Source organism: Streptococcus sp. CP1998, from assembly GCF_041026655.1.
Taxonomy (GTDB): domain Bacteria; phylum Bacillota; class Bacilli; order Lactobacillales; family Streptococcaceae; genus Streptococcus; species Streptococcus dentalis.
In genome coordinates this window covers 1,966,162-1,982,735 of sequence record NZ_CP163380.1, presented here as the reverse complement: position 1 = coordinate 1,982,735, position 16,574 = coordinate 1,966,162, and the positions used below count along the sequence as shown (strand labels likewise).

The window sequence follows — 16,574 nt, the reverse complement described above, 5'->3', positions numbered from 1 at the left end:
AATTCTGAGCGAATTTTCAATTTTTTTGGTATAATTTAAAGTATATTTATTCAAAAGTGGAGGTCCAATGAAAAAGACAGAACGACACCTTTTGATTCAACAGATGATTCGAAATGAAAAACTGTCCACGCAAAAAGAGATTCAGGATCGTTTAGAAGCAAAAGGAATTGCAGTAACTCAAACGACCCTCTCACGTGATTTGCGGGATCTAGGTCTGGTCAAGGTGAAGCGAAAAGATCAATTGTATTATATTTTGCCAAATGAGCCTGAGGTGGCAGAGATTTATATTATGCTGTCCAGCCATGCCAAGTCTGTCTCACGGGCAGAATTCACCTTGGTCTTGCGGACAGAGCTAGGAGAAGCGGCTCTCTTGGCCAACGGTGTAGATGAAATGTCAGATGAGCGTATTTTGGGAACAGTAGCAGGGGCCAATACCCTCTTGATTGTTTGTCGAGACCAAGATGCAGCCATTGAAATTCAAAATGAAATTTTAGGGATGATGCAGTAGTCAAGCCCCGTTGGAGAGAAAGAGAGATGTCAAAAGGAGGAAGATAGTGAGCTATCTACTCCTGTTTTCATCTATGGAGCTTGCGTCAGAAAATGATGCGAGAGTAAGGAATAAAGAAGTATGGCAGTAGAGAAAATATCCCCTGGAATGCAGCAGTATCTAGATATCAAAAAAGACTATCCGGATGCCTTTTTGCTGTTTCGAATGGGAGATTTTTACGAATTATTTTATGAAGATGCAGTGAATGCAGCTCAAATTTTAGAGATTTCCTTAACCTCACGGAATAAAAATGCAGAGAATCCGATCCCCATGGCGGGTGTTCCCTACCACTCGGCCCAGCAGTATATTGATGTTCTCATTGAACAGGGGTATAAGGTCGCGATTGCAGAACAAATGGAAGACCCCAAAGAAGCCAAAGGGGTCGTTAAGCGTGAAGTCGTACAGGTGATTACGCCGGGGACAGTGGTGGATTCGACCAAGCCAGATAGTGAGAACAACTTCCTGGTTGCTTTGGATCGTTCAGGAAATGATTATGGGCTAGCCTATATGGATCTGGTGACAGGAGAGTTTCAGGTGACGACCCTCAATGACTTTAGCATGGTTTGTGGAGAAATCCGCAATTTACGTGCGCGTGAGGTGGTCCTGGGTTATGAGTTGCCAGAACAGGAAGAGCGTGTGTTTGTGAGCCAGATGAATCTCTTGCTGTCACATGTAGAGACGGCGCTCGACGATGTTCAACTCTTAGGGGATCAGTTGAGTGAGCTCGAAAAGAAAACGGCTGGAAAACTTCTCCAGTATGTCTACCAGACACAAATGCGGGAATTGAGCCACCTCAAAAAAGCCCATCATTATGAGATTTGCGATTTCTTGCAGATGGACTTTGCGACCAAGGCTAGTCTTGATTTGACAGAGAATGCTCGGACTGGGAAGAAGCATGGTAGCTTGTATTGGTATTTGGATGAAACCAAGACGGCCATGGGAGGTCGTTTGTTGCGCTCCTGGATTCAGAAACCCTTAGTCGATTTGAAACGGATTCGAGAGCGCCAGGACATCATTCAGGTCTTTATGGATCATTTCTTTGAACGGAGCGATTTGACCGACAGCCTCAAAGGGGTCTATGACATTGAACGCTTAGCGAGTCGGGTTTCCTTTGGTAAGATCAATCCTAAGGATCTCTTGCAGCTAGGAGATACTCTGGGTCATGTGCCGACGATCAAGTCGATTCTACTGGGGATTGGTGATCCGGTCTTAGATGTCTTGATTGCACGCTTGGATGAACTTCCCGAGTTGCACCGCTTGATTACCTCAGCTATTGCTCCGGAAGCGTCTGCTGTTATTACAGAGGGAAATATTATCCGAACTGGGTTTGACGACCAATTGGACCAGTACCGTCTTGTTCTCCGGGATGGTACTGGTTGGATTGCTGAGATTGAGGCCAAGGAGCGCGAAGCCAGCGGCATTACAGGTCTAAAGATCGATTACAACAAGAAGGATGGCTACTATTTCCATGTCACCAATTCTCAATTGAGTCACGTTCCTGCTCACTTTTTCCGCAAGGCGACCTTGAAAAATTCAGAACGCTTTGGTACGGAGGAATTGGCACGCATTGAAGGAGATATGCTAGAGGCGCGTGAGAAGTCTGCTAATCTGGAATATACGATTTTTATGCGGATTCGTGAAGAAGTTGGTAAGTATATCCAACGTCTGCAACAGTTAGCTCAGGCGATTGCGACGGTTGATGTTTTACAAAGTTTAGCCAGTGTCGCTGAGTCGCAACAGTTGAATCGTCCCTTCTTTCATGAAGAACGACGAATCGCGATCGACAAAGGCCGCCATCCGGTTGTTGAGAAAGTGATGGGAGCCCAGTCCTATATTCCTAATAGCATCTTTATGGATGAAGAACGGGACATTCAGCTGATTACGGGGCCAAATATGAGCGGGAAGTCTACCTATATGCGCCAATTGGCGATCATTGTGATTCTTGCCCAAATTGGCTCTTATGTTCCAGCGCAAAGGGCTGAATTGCCAATTTTTGATGCGATTTATACCCGGATCGGAGCTGCTGATGACCTGGTATCGGGTCAGTCTACCTTCATGGTGGAAATGATGGAAGCCAATCACGCCATTCGCAAGGCAACGCCTCAGTCCTTGATTTTATTTGATGAGTTGGGACGGGGAACGGCGACCTATGATGGGATGGCTCTCGCCCAGTCCATCATCGAATATATCCATGATCGGACCGGAGCCAAAACCTTGTTTGCGACCCATTACCATGAGTTGACGTCTCTCTCAGAGACCTTGTCCCGTTTGGAAAATGTTCATGTTGCGACCTTGGAGCGAGATGGTCAGGTTACCTTCTTGCACAAGATTGAACCCGGCCCAGCGGATAAGTCCTATGGGATTCACGTGGCCAAGATCGCTGGTTTGCCAGAAGAATTATTGAAGCGGGCGGATGCGATTTTGACCAAGCTCGAAGGACAAGCCCAGCAAGTACCGCTTGCGGATGCAACTCCTAAAAAGGAAGTGTCTTCGCAGGTTGCTGAACAAATGTCCCTCTTTGAGGAGGAGACAGAAAATACGGTGATCACAGAATTGAAGAATCTGGATCTCTACAATATGACTCCGATGGAAGTCATGATGGCAGTCGCCGAATTGAAAAAGAAATTGTAAAAAGAAGATCCTCGTAATAGCGAGGATCTTTTATTGAAGACAAAGTCATCTTAGAAACTTTCCTTAGGTGAGTACGGACGTCAGCGAACTTCTTCGAAGTTCCAAGACTAATTATTGAGCCTAAGGTCTCAATAATTCCGAGTGCCTGAAACAATTGTGTTTCAGGCACTTTTCTCACAGCGGAAAGTTTCAGTAGATGATTGAATAACTATAACGAGTATAATTTTTATAGAATTTATTAGATTTGTATAAATGAACAGTTTATCTCCACTTTCAGATCCTCGTAGCACTGAGGATCTTTTTGCTTAGTGGTTAGCAATGCTTTGATTGATTTCTTGGACTTGTTTTTTATAAAAATGATAGGAGACCAACCAGATGATCACGTAAACGAGGGTGAATTCGACAATGAGTGAGAGGTAAAATCCGAGTCTTGCTGGGAACCAGCCGGCTAACGTAGCTAGGGGAATAAAGCCAAGCAACATGAGCAAGTAGTGGCTCAGAGTAGCCCGTAAGAGGCTCCAGTCTTTTTGAAAGAGAAGACTTCCGAAGCTAAAGAGGACCCCAATTGCACCCCAAACGAGGGCACAATAGAGCATGACCAGTGAGCCGTGAACATGATGCAAGAACATCCAGCGGCCGACTGCAGAGTTGGGGCTTAAGGGAAGGTACAACTCAGGTGAGAAGAGGTAGGAAAAGAAGATGGATAAGATGAGCCCGATGAAAATCCCTTTTAGGGCGTCAGAAAAAGATTGTTTTAGCATGATAATTTCTCCTTAATGGCTTTCAAGTAACGACGGGAGGAGTAGGTCAGACTCCCGTTTTTAAGATGGATTTGCACAGATCCTCCACCGGTAAAGTGCAGGTGATCGATGGATTGGGTGTTGATAATTTCAGATTGGGAAATTTTGAGAAAGAAGGTCGGCAAGTCTTCAGATAGCTGATAGAGTGGTCCAGTCAGAATAAATTGATCTGTCATGGTCTCACCAATTACTTGCCGATTTTCAATGTAAAAACGTTGGAATAGCTGGCTTTCGATCAGGTAAGCTTCCCCATCCTTTTTGGCACGTAAGCGCCCTTTTTGATCCAATTCTTCCACAAAGTCACGGATTTTCTCAACACGCGCAGACAGTGCAGGTGCTGTGATCATCACCGCTTCTTCTTGGAAGTGGGAATCAATGTGTACTTCTACTTTCATAAGATATTTTCTCCCTCCTTTGGGTAAAGTCGGTTGGTCTGCTAGCCCGGCTCCTTCTTTACACTACTATTAAACACTTTTTCCAAAGGGAAGACAAGGAGATTTGTCTATGTGGTCGTTTTCTTTGCCTATGCGGTTTTTAAGGAAGAAGATGGGACTGTCCTCTATTTTTTAAGAAAGGGAGTCTTGTAGATCTGTGGTATAATAGAGCTACATGTATCGGTGAAAAAATAGGTAAAGGAGCAGACATGTCACAGATTATTGAATTGCCAGAAGTCCTCGCCAATCAGATTGCGGCAGGTGAAGTAATTGAACGACCTGCAAGCGTGGTCAAGGAATTGGTTGAAAACTCGATCGATGCTGGAGCTAGCCAGATCGTTGTTGAAATCGAAGAAGCAGGATTGAAGTCGATTCGGATTACAGACAATGGGGAAGGAATTGCGCATGATGAGGTCGCTTTAGCCCTCCGTCGACATGCGACCAGTAAGATCAAAAGTCAAGCGGATCTTTTTCGTATTCGAACGCTTGGTTTTCGTGGTGAGGCCATGCCTTCCATTGCTTCTGTCAGTATTCTAACCCTTCTAACGGCGCAAGAAGGAGCTGCCCACGGGACCAAATTAGTCGCAAAGGGTGGCGAAATTGAGGAAGTGGAGCCAGCGACAAGTCCTGTCGGGACCAAGATCACAGTAGAAGATCTCTTTTTTAATACACCTGCTCGTCTCAAGTATTTAAAGAGCCAGCAGGCAGAGCTATCCCATATCGTGGATATTCTCAATCGCTTGAGCTTGGCCCATCCTGAGATTGCCTTTACCTTGATCAATGATGGAAAAGAAATGACCAAAACAGCGGGGACGGGTAATCTCCGGCAAGCCATTGCAGGTGTCTATGGCCTGGCGTCTGCTAAGAAGATGGTGGCTATTGAAAATCGCGACCTAGATTTTGAAGTGACGGGCTTTGTGTCTTTGCCTGAATTGACTCGTGCCAATCGCAATTACATCAGTCTCTTTATCAACGGCCGTTACATCAAGAATTTCTTGCTCAATCGGGCTATTTTAGATGGCTACGGTAGTAAACTCATGGTGGGGCGCTTCCCACTCGCGATCATTAATATCCAGATCGACCCTTACTTAGCCGATGTCAATGTTCACCCGACCAAGCAAGAGGTTCGTATCTCCAAAGAACGAGAACTGATGGCCTTGATTTCCCAAGCGATTGCGAACGCTTTGAAAGAGCAGGACCTGATTCCGGATGCTCTAGAAAATCTAGCCAAGTCGACTATTCGTCGAACAGAAAAGCCAGTACAGACGACCCTGCCTTTAAAAGAAAACCGCCTCTATTATGACCGAGAGAGTCAAGATTTCAAGCTTCGACCAGAGGTGGCAGATCCTCAACGGGCTCTAGCAGATGAGACTGCTACTGAAGCTAGAATCCAAGAAAACCCAGTAGAAAAACCGACAAGCGCGATCAAGTTTGCGGAAAGAAAGGCTGTGGTTTATGATGAACTGGATCACCCAGAGCTGGATCTGGCTAGTCTAGACAAGGCCTATGATAAGTTGGATGGGGAAGAACATTCGACTTTCCCAGAGTTGGAATATTTTGGTCAGATGCATGGAACCTATCTCTTTGCCCAAGGCAATGGGGGCCTTTATATCATTGACCAGCACGCGGCCCAAGAGCGGGTCAAATACGAAGAATACCGGGAGAGCATCGGGGACGTAGACGGCAGTCAGCAACAACTGCTAGTGCCTTATATCTTTGAGTTCCCTGCAGACGATCTAATCCGCCTACAACAGCGCAAACACCTCCTAGAGGAAGTGGGCGTCTACTTAGAAGAATACGGAGCTAACCAGTTGATCTTGCGGGAGCATCCGATCTGGATGAAGGAAGAAGAGATCGAGTCGGGCATCTATGAGATGTGTGACATGCTCCTCTTGACTAAGGAAGTGTCCATCAAGAAATACCGGGCTGAGTTGGCCATCATGATGTCCTGCAAACGCTCCATCAAGGCCAACCACATGCTGGACGATTACTCTGCACGCGACCTGATCTATCAACTGTCCCAATGTGACAACCCTTATAACTGCCCTCATGGCCGTCCGGTTTTGGTTAACTTTACCAAGTCAGATATGGAAAAGATGTTCCGACGCATTCAGGAAAATCACACCAGTTTACGGGAATTGGGCAAATATTAATCAAACAATAAAGGAAGATTATGTACGAATACATTAAAGGAATTTTAACAAAAATCACCGCTAAATACATCGTGGTAGAAACAGCTGGAATTGGCTATCTCTTGCATGTGGCCAATCCCTATGCCTACTCTGGTAAAATGAACCAAGAGGTGCACGTCTATCTGCACCAAGTGGTTCGGGAAGACGCTCACCTTCTCTATGGCTTTGCGACCGAAGAAGAGAAACAGCTCTTTTTAAACTTGATCTCAGTCTCTGGGATTGGACCTGTCTCAGCTCTGGCCATCATTGCTGCGGATGACAATGCAGGCCTTGTCCAAGCCATCGAAAGCAAGAACATCACCTACTTGACCAAGTTTCCAAAGATCGGCAAGAAAACAGCCCAACAGATGGTGCTGGACTTGGAAGGTAAGATCAATCTTGATCTAGAAGATGCACCGGCTCAGTCCAAAGCCAAAGTTGCAGAAGAAAATCAAGCCCTGGAAGAAGCTATGGAAGCCATGTTGGCATTGGGCTACAAGGCAACGGAACTTAAGAAAATCAAGAAATTCTTTGAAGGAACTTCTGATACAGCTGAAAACTACATCAAGTCTGCCCTTAAGATGTTGGTGAAATAGGAGAAGAGGATGCCAAAACGTTGTGGATGGGTTAAAATGAACAACCCTCTCTATGTAGCCTACCACGATGAGGAGTGGGGCCAACCTCTCCATGATGACCAAGCGCTTTTTGAGTTGCTCTGTATGGAGGCCTATCAGGCTGGCCTATCTTGGGAAACGGTGCTCAATAAACGCCAGGCCTTCCGTCAAGCTTTTCATGGTTACCAAATTCAAGCTGTTGCAGACATGACGGATGAAGAGCTAGAAGTTTTGATGAATAATCCAGCAATTATCCGCAATCGTGCCAAGATCTTTGCGACACGGGCTAATGCTCAAGCCTTTCTACAAGTCCAGGAAGAATTTGGATCGTTTGATGCCTATCTTTGGTCTTTTGTCGATGGGAAAACCATCGTCAATGATGTTTCAGATTACAGTAAAGCACCAGCTAAGACGACTTTATCTGAGAAATTATCCAAGGATCTCAAAAAACGTGGTTTTAAGTTCACCGGACCAGTCGCAGTTTTATCCTTCCTACAAGCAGCAGGCCTAGTTGATGACCATGAGAATGATTGTGAATGGAAATAGGAACAATAAAAAGTCGCAGGTTGCGACTTTTTTAAATAATTTAGGAAATTGTGTTAAAATGAAATGAAAATTACGAATAGTATAAGTGGGAGGCACCATGAAGGCGGAAATTATTGCAGTTGGAACAGAAATTCTAACAGGACAAATTGTGAACACCAATGCTCAATTCTTGTCTGAAAAATTGGCTAGTTTAGGGATTGATGTCTATTATCATGTGGCGGTAGGAGACAATGAAGGTCGTCTCTTCTCGACCATTGAGACGGCTTCAAAACGCAGTGATTTGGTGATTTTATGTGGTGGACTTGGGCCAACAGAGGATGATTTGACCAAGCAAACCCTTGCTAAGTTTTTAGGGAAAGAACTGGTTTTTGATCCAACAGCGCTTGCCAAACTCGACACCTTCTTTGCCAGTCGCCCTGATTATGTCCGGACGCCCAATAATGAGCGACAAGCACAATTGATTGCCGGTTCAATCCCCCTTCAAAACCGTACAGGTCTCGCGGTTGGAGGTTTGATTGAAGTCAATGGTGTGACCTATGTCGTTCTACCTGGTCCACCAAGTGAGTTAAAACCCATGGTCAATGAACAATTGGTGCCTCATTTGACAACAGGGGAAGAGCTTTTTTCAAGAGTCTTGCGCTTCTTTGGGATTGGGGAAAGCCAGCTGGTTACGATCCTAGCAGATATCATTGAAAAGCAGAGTGATCCGACGGTTGCCCCTTATGCCAAGACGGGAGAAGTAACCTTGCGTCTATCTACAAAGGCGAAGGATCAAGCCTCAGCGGATGCTAAGCTCGATGTCTTAGAAAAGGAAATCTTATCCCGTCATACTCTGGATCATCAACCCTTGCAAGAGTTGTTTTACGGTTATGGGGATGACAATTCGATGGCCAAGGTGGCCTTTGATCTTTTGAAACAGGCTGGTAAGACCATTACAGCTGCAGAAAGCCTGACGGCCGGCCTTTTCCAAGCGACTTTGGCAGATTTTTCAGGTGCGTCCAGCATCTTCGCGGGTGGTTTTGTCACCTATAGTTTGGAAGAAAAAAGCAAGATGTTGTCTATTCCAGCTCAAGAGTTAGAGCAACATGGAGTGGTGTCTCATTTTACAGCTCAAGCCATGGCTTCACAGGCCCGTAAGTTAACAGGATCCGATTATGGTGTTAGCCTGACCGGAGTTGCGGGGCCAGATAGTCTAGAAGGGCACCCAGCAGGGACTGTCTTTATCGGACTTGCGACTCCGAATGGAGTGGATAGTGTCCAAGTTAATATCGCTGGACGTAGCCGGGCGGATGTCCGCGAAATTGCAGTCCTTCATGCCTTTAATTTGGTGCGCTTGGCTGTATTAAATGGTGAAAATTTGGTATAATGAAGCTTGTGCCAAATGAAGAATAATTCTAAAAATGGATAGGAAATATGCCTTTCAAATGGCGGAAACCGTTGGTGAGTTGCATGAATTTCCTGTATAGTAAAAACATAGGAGAAAAGAATGGCGAAAAAACAGAAAAAATTAGATGATATCTCTAAAAAATTTGGAGATGAGCGTGAAAAAGCGCTCAATGATGCCCTGAAGTTGATCGAAAAGGATTTTGGTAAGGGATCGATCATGCGTTTGGGCGAACGTGCAGAGCAAAAGGTACAAGTCATGAGCTCTGGTTCCTTGGCGCTTGATATTGCCTTGGGGGCTGGTGGTTATCCAAAAGGTCGGATCATCGAAATCTATGGTCCAGAATCATCTGGTAAAACAACCGTTGCCCTCCATGCAGTAGCCCAAGCACAGAAAGAAGGGGGCATTGCTGCCTTTATCGATGCCGAGCATGCCTTGGATCCATCTTATGCAGCAGCTCTTGGGGTCAATATCGACGAACTTCTCTTGTCTCAACCAGACTCAGGGGAACAAGGACTTGAAATTGCTGGTAAATTGATCGACTCTGGTGCGGTTGATTTGGTGGTTGTCGACTCTGTTGCGGCCTTGGTCCCACGTGCGGAAATCGATGGAGATATCGGAGATAGCCACGTTGGTTTGCAAGCGCGGATGATGAGCCAAGCTATGCGTAAACTCGGAGCTTCTATCAATAAGACGAAGACCATTGCCATCTTTATCAACCAATTACGTGAAAAAGTTGGGGTCATGTTTGGGAACCCTGAAACCACACCTGGTGGTCGTGCCCTTAAATTCTATGCTTCTGTCCGTCTAGATGTTCGTGGAAATACTCAAATCAAGGGGACTGGGGACCAAAAAGATACCAACGTTGGTAAGGAAACTAAGATCAAGGTTGTGAAGAACAAGGTGGCTCCACCGTTCAAAGAAGCTATGGTTGAAATTATGTACGGGGAAGGAATTTCACGTACAGGTGAGTTGGTGAAGATTGCAACAGATTTGGATATCATCCAAAAAGCGGGTGCGTGGTACTCCTATAACGGCGAAAAAATTGGTCAAGGATCTGAAAATGCTAAGAAATTCTTGGCTGACCACCCAGAAATTTTTGACGAAATCGACCATAAGGTTCGGGTTCATTTTGGTTTGATCGAAGAAGACGAAGCAGTGAAAACCCTTGATAAAACTGAAGAAGCAGCTCCTGTCGTAGAAGAAGTAACTCTAGATTTAGATGACGCGATTGAAATTGAAGATTAATTTTTTTCAAAATAGGTCGCTAGACTGATGGTTTTTGTGTTATAATTTAATACGATAGTATTATCGTGTGGCGAAAGGAGTGCATGCATGATTAAAATTTATACAGTGTCAAGTTGTACGAGTTGTAAAAAAGCAAAGACTTGGCTCAACGCTCACCAGCTAACTTATAAAGAACAAAACCTCGGTAAGGAAGGGATCACCAAAGAAGAATTATTGGATATCCTTACAAAGACTGAAAATGGAGTGGCAAGTATTGTCTCTTCAAAAAATCGATACGCTAAAAGTCTAGGAGTGGACATCGAAGACTTGAGTGTCAATGAAGTCATTGACATCATCATGGAAACACCTCGTATTCTTAAAAGTCCGATCTTGGTAGATGACAAACGTCTCCAAGTGGGTTACAAAGAAGATGATATTCGTGCCTTCTTGCCACGATCAGTTCGAAATGTAGAAAATGCAGAAGCGCGGATGCGTGCAGCCCTTTAAAACGATTGAAAATCAGAAACAGTTTGTTTCTGATTTTTTCTTGTTCAAAATAGAAATGGATAGTAGTTAACTGCACCGATTTACGAAATCTATGATACAATATTTTAGAAAACAATAACTAGTAAGGAATGGAAAATGAAAAGGAAAATCTTCTTATTGGGTGCGCTTGTGTTGTGTTTGGCTGGATGCAGTCAAAAAAAGCAATCAAAAACTCCTACCTCAAGTGAGCAAAAAGCAATCAAAGCGAAAGCAGAACAGCTACAAAAGGATAATAAGAGTATCTTGCAAAAGGCAGAAGAAAATCAAGTGGTCACAAGAACCTTTGTCTTTCCAACAGATGATAAGGGGACACAACAGACGCAAATCGTCACCTATGTGGGGAATACTTTCAAAAAGTTGGAGACCATTAATGTAACGGCAACCAATGAAGAATTGAAAAAAGGGATTCAACAGGTTGGAGTTGAGGAAGCGCAAAAGCAATTGAGAGATTCCTTTAACAAGGATGATGCCTTTAAGGAAGCGTTGACAGTTCCTGGCTTCACAGCTGATTTGACCTTGGAAAATGAGAATGAATACAAGGTAACGATCACCTATAACTTTGAAGCGATGGATGTGAAGAAGGCCGAAGGTATGACTTACTTCAAAAACAATCACTTACCAGAGTTGTTGAAGCTGACACCGAGCCAATTTACGGATAATCTCATCAATGCAGGAGCAAGTGAGCAAAAATAAAAAAACAGTTTAGATAAAATAGCTCAAAAATGCTTGAAAAAGCTGTAAAATCAAGGGCTTGACCATTGTGGAAAACTCTTGATTATGGTATAATAGTAATATTCTAAGGAAAGAGGGTGTTCTTGTGGGATTTACAGATGAAACAGTACGTTTTAATCTTGATGATTCAAATCGTAAGGAAATTAGCGAGACCTTGAAAGATGTTTACTTGTCACTGGATGAAAAAGGCTACAATCCAATTAATCAAATCGTAGGATACGTACTCAGTGGTGATCCTGCCTATGTACCTCGTTATAATAATGCACGAAACCAAATTCGTAAATATGAACGAGATGAAATCGTTGAAGAATTGGTACGTTATTATTTGAAAGGGCAAGGGATAGACCTCTAATGAGAATTATGGGATTGGATGTTGGCTCAAAGACCGTTGGGGTTGCTGTGAGTGATCCTCTCGGTTTTACAGCTCAGGGTCTTGAAATCATCCAAATCGATGAAGACAAAAGAGAATTCGGTTTGGAGCGCTTAGCCGAATTAGTAGCTCAATACAAGGTGGACCGTTTTGTTGTGGGCTTGCCGAAAAACATGAACAACACCAGCGGACCGCGTGTGGAAGCCAGTCAGGCTTATGGCACGATGATTGCTGAAAAGTTTGGCTTGCCAGTCGACTACCAAGACGAACGGTTGACGACAGTTGCTGCAGAGCGGATGTTGATTGAGCAAGCAGATATTAGCCGTAGCAAACGCAAAAAAGTCATTGATAAGTTAGCGGCGCAGCTTATTTTACAAAATTATTTAGATCGCAATTTTTAGAAAGAAAACGAGGAAGAATAGTATGGCACATGATCATAACCACGACCATGAAGAACGTGAATTAATCACATTGGTGGATGAACAAGGAAATGAAACCTTGTTTGAAATTCTTTTGACCATTGATGGCAAAGAAGAATTTGGAAAGAACTATGTTCTTTTGATCCCTGCAAATGCAGAAGAAGATGAAAATGGCGAAGTTGAAATCCAAGCATATTCATTTACAGAAAACGAAGACGGAACAGAAGGCGACCTTCAACCAATCTCAGAAGACTCAGATGCAGAATGGGATATGATCGAAGAAGTCTTCAACAGCTTTATGGAGGAGTAAAAACGTCCGGGGGACGTTTTTAGCCCAACTCCTAGAAATACGAGAGAGCTGGTAAGTCCGATGGACTTGCTGTAAAAATGAGAAAGAAATAACTACAAAAGAAAGGAGCGCAAACGTCAGAAGAGGTTTTGTCGCTTTTTTCTTTTAGGAGGAAGATGTGAATAAGATTGAGCAATGGATGAATAATCGGATCGGTCTGAATTTTCGATCGGGACTGGATCGTATGGAGCAGGCAGTGAGCCTTTTAGGGAGGCCGGATAAGGCTTATCCGATCCTTCATGTGACAGGAACCAATGGGAAGGGATCCACAATCGCCTTTCTGCGTCAATTGTTGATGGCTCACGGAAAGAAGGTTGGAACCTTTACTTCTCCTCATATGATCAGTATCCATGATCGGATTTGTATTGGGGATCAGCCGATTTCAGATGAAGATTTTACTCGGATTGGCCAAGAAGTCCAACAAATGGAGCAGACCTTGCTTCAAACCCAGGACCAACTCTCTTATTTTGAGATTATCTGCCTCATGGCTCTCTTGTATTTTAAGGAACAAGCTGTGGACGTGGTCTTGTTGGAAGTTGGTATCGGTGGGCTTCTAGATACCACCAATGTAGTGACGGGAGAGATCGCAGTGATCACTTCGGTCGGCCTGGATCACCAGGAAACACTGGGAGGGACGATTGCGGAAATCGCCCAGCAAAAGGCAGGAATCTTTAAGAAGGGCAAGAAAGCTGTGGTGGGTCCCTTGTCGGATGATGCTGTAGCTGTTTGTCAAGAAAGGGCCGAGCAATTGGATGTGGATCTCCACGCCTTCCAGAAAGATTTTGGCTTAGAGCAGGATTGTTTTTGGAATGAAAGTGTGGATCTTGTCTTGCCGTCTCTGGGCTTGAAGGGTGATTACCAACGGGAAAATGCTGCAGTAGCTCTGGAGGCCTTTCTCCTCTATATGGAGGGGCTAGATCAAGAAGTGGATATGGATCAGGTCAAACTGGCCTTACAAGAGACGCGGTGGCCTGGACGTCTAGAGTTGTTTGGTGACCAGGTGTATCTTGATGGCGCCCATAATCCTCATGCTATGTTGCGCTTGATCGAGTTTGCCAATAGCTTGGCAGGAAAACGCGTGAAAATTTTATTTGGAGCCCTCAAGCGAAAAGATTATAGCGGGATGCTCCAAACACTTCAAGCGGGATTGCCAGAAGCTGAATTGATTTTGACGACCTTTCATTACGGTGAAGTGGTGGCACAAGGCGACCGACAAGACCTGCCCTATGTAGCGGACTACAAGGCCTATATCAAAGAATTTATGGATCAGAGTTCCCCAGATGAAGTCTTATTTGTGACAGGATCCTTGTATTTTATTGCGGAAGTAAGGGCATTTTTATTAGAGGGGTAAACAATTGACCTAAAGACTTTCTTGGCGTATACTGGTGGTAGATAGTATACGGTTATGGCGAAAGGAGCCGATCTTAATGAAAAAAATCATGTCTATACTGACCTTGGCAGTAGCCCTTTTCCTGACTGCTTGTAGCCAGCAAGAAAAAGCGACACAGACTTCGAGCAAACAGACGTCTGCTTCATCACAGACTGTGACTTCAGCGAGTGAAGAACAGAAAGAAGGAGTGTCCATAGATGGTAGTTATCGAGGACAGGACGAGGAAAATACGATTCTCTTAGTTGTGACGGGTCAAAAAGGCACGTTTACGGTGCAAGATGCTGATGGCGAAGAAGAAACCAAAGAGGTCAGTATTGATTCGGTCAATCAATCCATGCGTATCGGGGATGAGCCTTATCGCTATCGGATCGAAGGAGATCAGTTATCGCTAGAAGACTTGGAACAGGCAGAGGATGATCAAGGGATTATCGTTTTGACCAAGCAATAAGGGGCGAAACAAAAGAGAGGCTGGGACAAAAGTCCTAGCCTCTCTTTTGTTTTTAGATTGTCGAGCAAGACGCAGTGGTTGAGTGGGCTCTACTACGCTGATTTCATCAGCTTTTACAGCCCTACTCAACTGTGCGGAGGTGGGACGACGAAATCGAATTCTAACGAATTACCGATTTCTGTCCCACTCTCTTTTTGTTTGTCAAGAAGGGGGTTGGTTGGTCGTTGCATCGGGTAAAAAGAATTGGTATACTAGTAGAAAGAAAAAAGGAGGATGCTGTGACCTTTCGAAAATTACGTCTATTAATGTCCAAATATGGATTTAGTATTTTGTTTATGGGCTTTGAACTATGGGCATCCTTTGCGGCCTTCTTCTGGCTCAATAGATGGTTCCCTCATTGGCTATCTGTTGGAGTCATTGGGCTCTTATATGTGTCGACGATTCTAGCTATTGTTAATCGAAATACCCCGCCTGAAAATAAGGTTACCTGGCTCTTGATTGCGGTCATTCCTGTCTTTGGATCACTCTTGTATCTCATGTTTGGAGAGCGGCGTTTGTCCAAGAAGGAAATGATCCAGTTGGAAAATATGGAGTCCATGAAGTTTCGAGAGGACAATAGTCATCAGTTGCGTAAGGAGCTCAAGCAAGAAAGCAAGGCAGTGTATGGCTTGGTCAAATCCATTTTATCCATGGATCACAATGCGGATCTCTACAATGGGACGACGTCAACCTTTTACCCTCTAGGGGAGGACATGTATGCGCAACTACTAGAGGATCTGAGAGCGGCGAAAAAATTTATCTTCATCGAGTTTTACATCATTGACGAGGGCTTGATGTGGAACAGCATCCTAGAGATTTTAGAGCAGAAAGTGAAAGAGGGGGTTGAAGTCAAACTCCTTTATGACGATATCGGCTGTATGGCAACCTTGGCTGGGAACTATACCAAACGGTTGCGAAAGATGGGGATTGATGCCCATAAGTTTAACAAGGTGATCCCCCGTCTAACAGTGGCTTATAACAACCGAGACCACCGCAAGATTCTGGTCATTGATGGGCAGATCGGCTATACGGGTGGTGTCAATTTGGCAGACGAGTACATCAACCACATTGAGCGGTTTGGTCACTGGAAGGACAGTGCGATTCGCTTGGATGGACGAGCTGTTAAGGCCTTAACGAGACTGTTCCTCATGAACTGGTACATTAACCGTGGGGAAATCGAGGATTTTGACCGCTATCATATTGAAAACAAGGCAGTCGAAGGCGAAGGGCTCTACATTCCCTATGGGAGTGGACCAAAGCCGATTTACAAGTCGCAGGTCGGAAAGACGGTTTATCAAAATATGATCAACCAAGCGACGGATTACGTCTATATCACGACTCCTTACCTGATCATCGATTATGATTTGACAGAAGATATCCGCAATGCAGCCCTTCGTGGGGTGGATGTTCGAATCGTGACTCCGCATATTCCGGATAAAAAATTAATCCAAATCGTAACTCGTGGGGCTTACTTGGATTTGATGGATGCTGGTGTGAAAATCTATGAGTACACGCCTGGTTTTGTCCACAGTAAGCAAGTGTTAGCAGATGATGAAATGGCGGTTGTAGGGTCGATTAACTTTGATTACCGCAGTTTGGTCCATCACTATGAAAATGCCGTCTGGATGTATCGGACGCCTGCCTTGAAAAAGATTCGGGAGGACTTTGACCATATCTTTGAAGTGTCTCAAGAAATTACAGAGGATACCTTCCGCTTTACATGGCACCAAAGCTTAATCAAGGAAATTATGCAATTGTTCGCACCGATGTTGTAATAGGTGTGGGCATACGGAAGAAAGAGTCAGAAGCTAAGAGATCTGACTCTTTTTTCGTAGGACTATGTGGCAAGAGGCTGACACGGTCGGCAGAATTTGGTATACTAGAAAAGATAGCGAGCTTTTTTAAAAGGAAAAAGCAGAGGAACATG

General features: G+C 44.4%; 17 protein-coding genes. 15 read left to right on the top strand and 2 right to left on the bottom strand.

Translation table 11 applies throughout. The annotated features are described in order from the left end of the window. The first annotated feature begins 67 nt into the window (after positions 1-67). A complete protein-coding gene (gene argR, locus AB4X21_RS09745) occupies positions 68-508 on the top strand; it encodes an arginine repressor (RefSeq protein ID WP_003009125.1) in 441 nt (146 codons plus the stop codon). A 120-nt stretch (positions 509-628) separates the two neighbouring features. Beyond that, complete coding sequence (mutS, locus tag AB4X21_RS09740; protein ID WP_320911084.1) at positions 629-3,178, top strand: DNA mismatch repair protein MutS; 2,550 nt, start codon at positions 629-631, stop codon at positions 3,176-3,178. Positions 3,179-3,483: 305 nt separating this feature from the next. Here mutS and AB4X21_RS09735 read toward each other — a convergent pair whose 3' ends face one another. Continuing rightward, positions 3,484-3,939: a DUF3021 domain-containing protein gene (locus AB4X21_RS09735; protein ID WP_003012810.1), complete on the bottom strand. Its 456-nt coding sequence runs from the start codon at positions 3,937-3,939 to the stop codon at positions 3,484-3,486. Further along, positions 3,933-4,373, bottom strand: a complete 441-nt coding sequence (locus AB4X21_RS09730; protein ID WP_151379237.1) for a LytTR family DNA-binding domain-containing protein — start codon at positions 4,371-4,373, stop codon at positions 3,933-3,935. Before AB4X21_RS09730 ends, AB4X21_RS09735 begins: the two co-directional genes overlap by 7 nt. Before the next feature lie 248 nt (positions 4,374-4,621). Here AB4X21_RS09730 and mutL point away from each other — a divergent pair, with 248 nt between their 5' ends. The 13 genes from mutL to cls all read left to right on the top strand — a co-directional run bounded on the left by mutL (position 4,622) and on the right by cls (position 16,422). Next, positions 4,622-6,565 (top strand): DNA mismatch repair endonuclease MutL, encoded by a 1,944-nt coding sequence (gene mutL, locus AB4X21_RS09725; RefSeq protein ID WP_320911085.1) that lies wholly within the window; start codon positions 4,622-4,624, stop codon positions 6,563-6,565. Positions 6,566-6,585: 20 nt separating this feature from the next. Further along, positions 6,586-7,179, top strand: a complete 594-nt coding sequence (ruvA, locus tag AB4X21_RS09720; RefSeq protein WP_003002260.1) for a Holliday junction branch migration protein RuvA — start codon at positions 6,586-6,588, stop codon at positions 7,177-7,179. Between the two features lie 9 nt (positions 7,180-7,188). Beyond that, a complete protein-coding gene (locus AB4X21_RS09715) occupies positions 7,189-7,743 on the top strand; it encodes a DNA-3-methyladenine glycosylase I (RefSeq protein WP_369087927.1) in 555 nt (184 codons plus the stop codon). 97 nt (positions 7,744-7,840) lie between these two features. Next, positions 7,841-9,109: a competence/damage-inducible protein A gene (locus AB4X21_RS09710; protein WP_320911087.1), complete on the top strand. Its 1,269-nt coding sequence runs from the start codon at positions 7,841-7,843 to the stop codon at positions 9,107-9,109. 120 nt (positions 9,110-9,229) lie between these two features. After that, positions 9,230-10,375 carry a recombinase RecA gene (gene recA, locus AB4X21_RS09705; protein WP_003002082.1) on the top strand — a complete coding sequence of 382 codons (1,146 nt, stop codon included), beginning with the start codon at positions 9,230-9,232 and terminating at the stop codon, positions 10,373-10,375. Between the two features lie 87 nt (positions 10,376-10,462). Beyond that, positions 10,463-10,861: a transcriptional regulator Spx gene (gene spx, locus AB4X21_RS09700; protein ID WP_003002116.1), complete on the top strand. Its 399-nt coding sequence runs from the start codon at positions 10,463-10,465 to the stop codon at positions 10,859-10,861. 135 nt (positions 10,862-10,996) lie between these two features. After that, positions 10,997-11,593, top strand: coding sequence for an SP0191 family lipoprotein (locus AB4X21_RS09695; protein ID WP_369087926.1), 597 nt, complete (start codon positions 10,997-10,999; stop codon positions 11,591-11,593). A 124-nt stretch (positions 11,594-11,717) separates the two neighbouring features. Beyond that, a complete protein-coding gene (locus AB4X21_RS09690) occupies positions 11,718-11,984 on the top strand; it encodes an IreB family regulatory phosphoprotein (RefSeq protein ID WP_003002070.1) in 267 nt (88 codons plus the stop codon). After that, on the top strand, positions 11,984-12,403 hold the full coding sequence (ruvX, locus tag AB4X21_RS09685) for a Holliday junction resolvase RuvX (protein ID WP_003002199.1): 420 nt from the start codon (positions 11,984-11,986) through the stop codon (positions 12,401-12,403). The genes AB4X21_RS09690 and ruvX overlap by 1 nt, the downstream gene beginning before the upstream one ends. Before the next feature lie 22 nt (positions 12,404-12,425). Beyond that, entirely contained in the window at positions 12,426-12,731 is a 306-nt protein-coding gene (locus tag AB4X21_RS09680) for a DUF1292 domain-containing protein (protein WP_320911089.1), read from the top strand. A gap of 157 nt (positions 12,732-12,888) precedes the next feature. Beyond that, positions 12,889-14,121, top strand: a complete 1,233-nt coding sequence (locus AB4X21_RS09675; RefSeq protein WP_369087925.1) for a folylpolyglutamate synthase/dihydrofolate synthase family protein — start codon at positions 12,889-12,891, stop codon at positions 14,119-14,121. A 76-nt stretch (positions 14,122-14,197) separates the two neighbouring features. Next, positions 14,198-14,608, top strand: a complete 411-nt coding sequence (locus tag AB4X21_RS09670; protein ID WP_003012851.1) for an SP_0198 family lipoprotein — start codon at positions 14,198-14,200, stop codon at positions 14,606-14,608. Positions 14,609-14,886: 278 nt separating this feature from the next. Further along, positions 14,887-16,422, top strand: coding sequence for a cardiolipin synthase (gene cls / locus AB4X21_RS09665; RefSeq protein WP_369087924.1), 1,536 nt, complete (start codon positions 14,887-14,889; stop codon positions 16,420-16,422). Positions 16,423-16,574: the final 152 nt, after the last annotated feature.